Origin of the sequence: Rhizomonospora bruguierae, assembly GCF_018397995.1 — a bacterium.
Classification (GTDB): domain Bacteria; phylum Actinomycetota; class Actinomycetes; order Mycobacteriales; family Micromonosporaceae; genus Rhizomonospora; species Rhizomonospora bruguierae.
Genome location: NZ_BBQH01000138.1, coordinates 1 through 1,735, shown reverse-complemented (window position 1 = coordinate 1,735; position 1,735 = coordinate 1). Strand labels below are relative to the sequence as shown.

Sequence of the window (1,735 nt, the reverse complement as noted above, 5' to 3'; positions counted from 1 at the left end):
CCTCAACCACCGGCGCGAGAGCGTCGAACGCCTCGGTCAGCGCCTGCGTGGCCGCGTCGAGGCGTCGTCCGCGCTCTCGGACAGCGTTTCCAAGAGCGCGTGCGCTTTTCCCATGATCTCCAACGCGGTCTTCGTCCGCGCCAAGTCCGCTTCCAGACGCTCATTACGCCGCCGCAACCGCTCGATCTCGGTAGCCTCCGCGCTGCGGCGCCGGTTCTCACCCACCGGACTCTTGCGGCTGCCCAAGGCGGTCAACGCTCCCGCGTCCCGCGCGGCCCTCCACTCCAAGATGTGCGAGTGGTACAGGCCCTCCCGACGCAGGATCGCCGCCCCCTCACCCGAGGCCTCCGCCGCGTCGTACTCCGCCACAATCCGTAGTTTGTACTCCGCCGTGAACGTCCGCCGTTTCGGCCGTCCGCCCTGCTCACCAGGCGTGCTGGGTAGTGTCACGATGATCCTCTTCCTGTCTCCCGGCAAGCCTAGCTGCATCGGGACGGCTGCCTCATCTCAGCCTGACAGACAGGGCAGCGCGGACGTCGAGGCAGAACGGGCAGGCTCGCGCGGGCTGCCGGTGACCGCGGCGCAGGCCGGGCACAGCGGCACACCATCAGGTTCGTCGACGGAGGTGGCGCAGGCCCGGCAACGCATGCCTATCCGCTTACCGGTGTTTCGAGCCGGGTGAACCAGTCGTGGATCGAGCGCCGGTACCCGTCGGGCATGGGTAGGGCCGCGATCTCGTCGGCGGCGAACAGGCGGGCTTCCTTGTGCTCGGAGCTCACCGTGATCGGCGAGTCGTCGTCGACGAAGCAGCCGTAGGTCACGATCAGCACGTCGATGCCGTCGCGGATGTGGTACTGCCAGGAGTCGAGGATAGGGCCGACCCGCACCGTCCAACCGGTCTCCTCGCTGATCTCCCGGCCGACGCAGGCGGCCGGGTCCTCGCCGAGTTCGAGCTTGCCGCCGGGGAGTTCCCATTCCTCGCGCTCGTTACGCAGCAGCAGGACCCGGCCGTCGCGGACGCAGACGCCCTTGACGGACACCGGGAAGGCGTGGGGCCGGTACATGTTCGCGTCCTTCCGCAGTCGGCTGTCGGCGGACCGTAACACGGCGACGTCCCGACAGGCGTCGCCGCAGGCGGTGGGCACCTTGACAATCCGTCACTTGATTGCCCGGCACCACGGGTCGACGGTGGTGCTAGTCAGACAGGGGGTTCACCATGATCTATCACGTTCGTGTCGATCCGCACGACAGTCAAGCCGGGACACGCCTTGCGGCTGCGCTGCAAGGCGTCGGCCTGGCCACTTTCGAGGGCGTCACGGACCGGGCGTCGCTGCTGCGCCTGGCAGGGCAGGTGATGCACGTCTGGCACCACCGCGACAGCGAGCCGGACGGTGTCACCGCGATCGGTGATCGTGGCGAGCTGGCTCGCCGACCCGGATCGGCCGGCTTCGGCCGCGACGAGCTGACCGTGCACACCGAGTCCTCGGCCGAGGACCAGCCTCCCCGGCTGATGCTGTTGTTCTGTGCCCGTGGCGCTGCCTCCGGCGGCGAGTGCCGTCTGGTCGACGGTGCCCGGCTGCACCACGAGATGGCACTGCGCGACCCTGAACTGCTCAATGCGCTGTGCGCTCCGCGCAGTGTGCTCTTCGGCGGCGCCGCCGGCCACCTCGGTTCGGTGTTCACCAAGCACGACGGCCGGACCGTCGTCCGGTTCCGGCTCGACGACCTGGCCAGT

Annotated in this window: 3 protein-coding genes; 1 reads left to right on the top strand and 2 read right to left on the bottom strand. The window is 69.0% G+C overall.

What is annotated here, in order from left to right; all coding sequences use genetic code 11:
* Window positions 1–36 precede the first annotated feature (36 nt).
* Complete coding sequence (locus KJS59_RS30490; protein WP_213457438.1) at window positions 37–369, bottom strand: hypothetical protein; 333 nt, start codon at window positions 367–369, stop codon at window positions 37–39.
* A 281-nt stretch (window positions 370–650) separates the two neighbouring features.
* A complete protein-coding gene (locus KJS59_RS30485) occupies window positions 651–1,145 on the bottom strand; it encodes an NUDIX hydrolase (RefSeq protein ID WP_011905872.1) in 495 nt (164 codons plus the stop codon).
* Window positions 1,146–1,216: 71 nt separating this feature from the next.
* On the opposite strand from KJS59_RS30485, the gene KJS59_RS30480 reads away from it, so the two are divergent.
* On the top strand, window positions 1,217–1,735 hold a 519-nt coding region (locus tag KJS59_RS30480; protein ID WP_213457436.1), incomplete at its 3' end, for a TauD/TfdA family dioxygenase.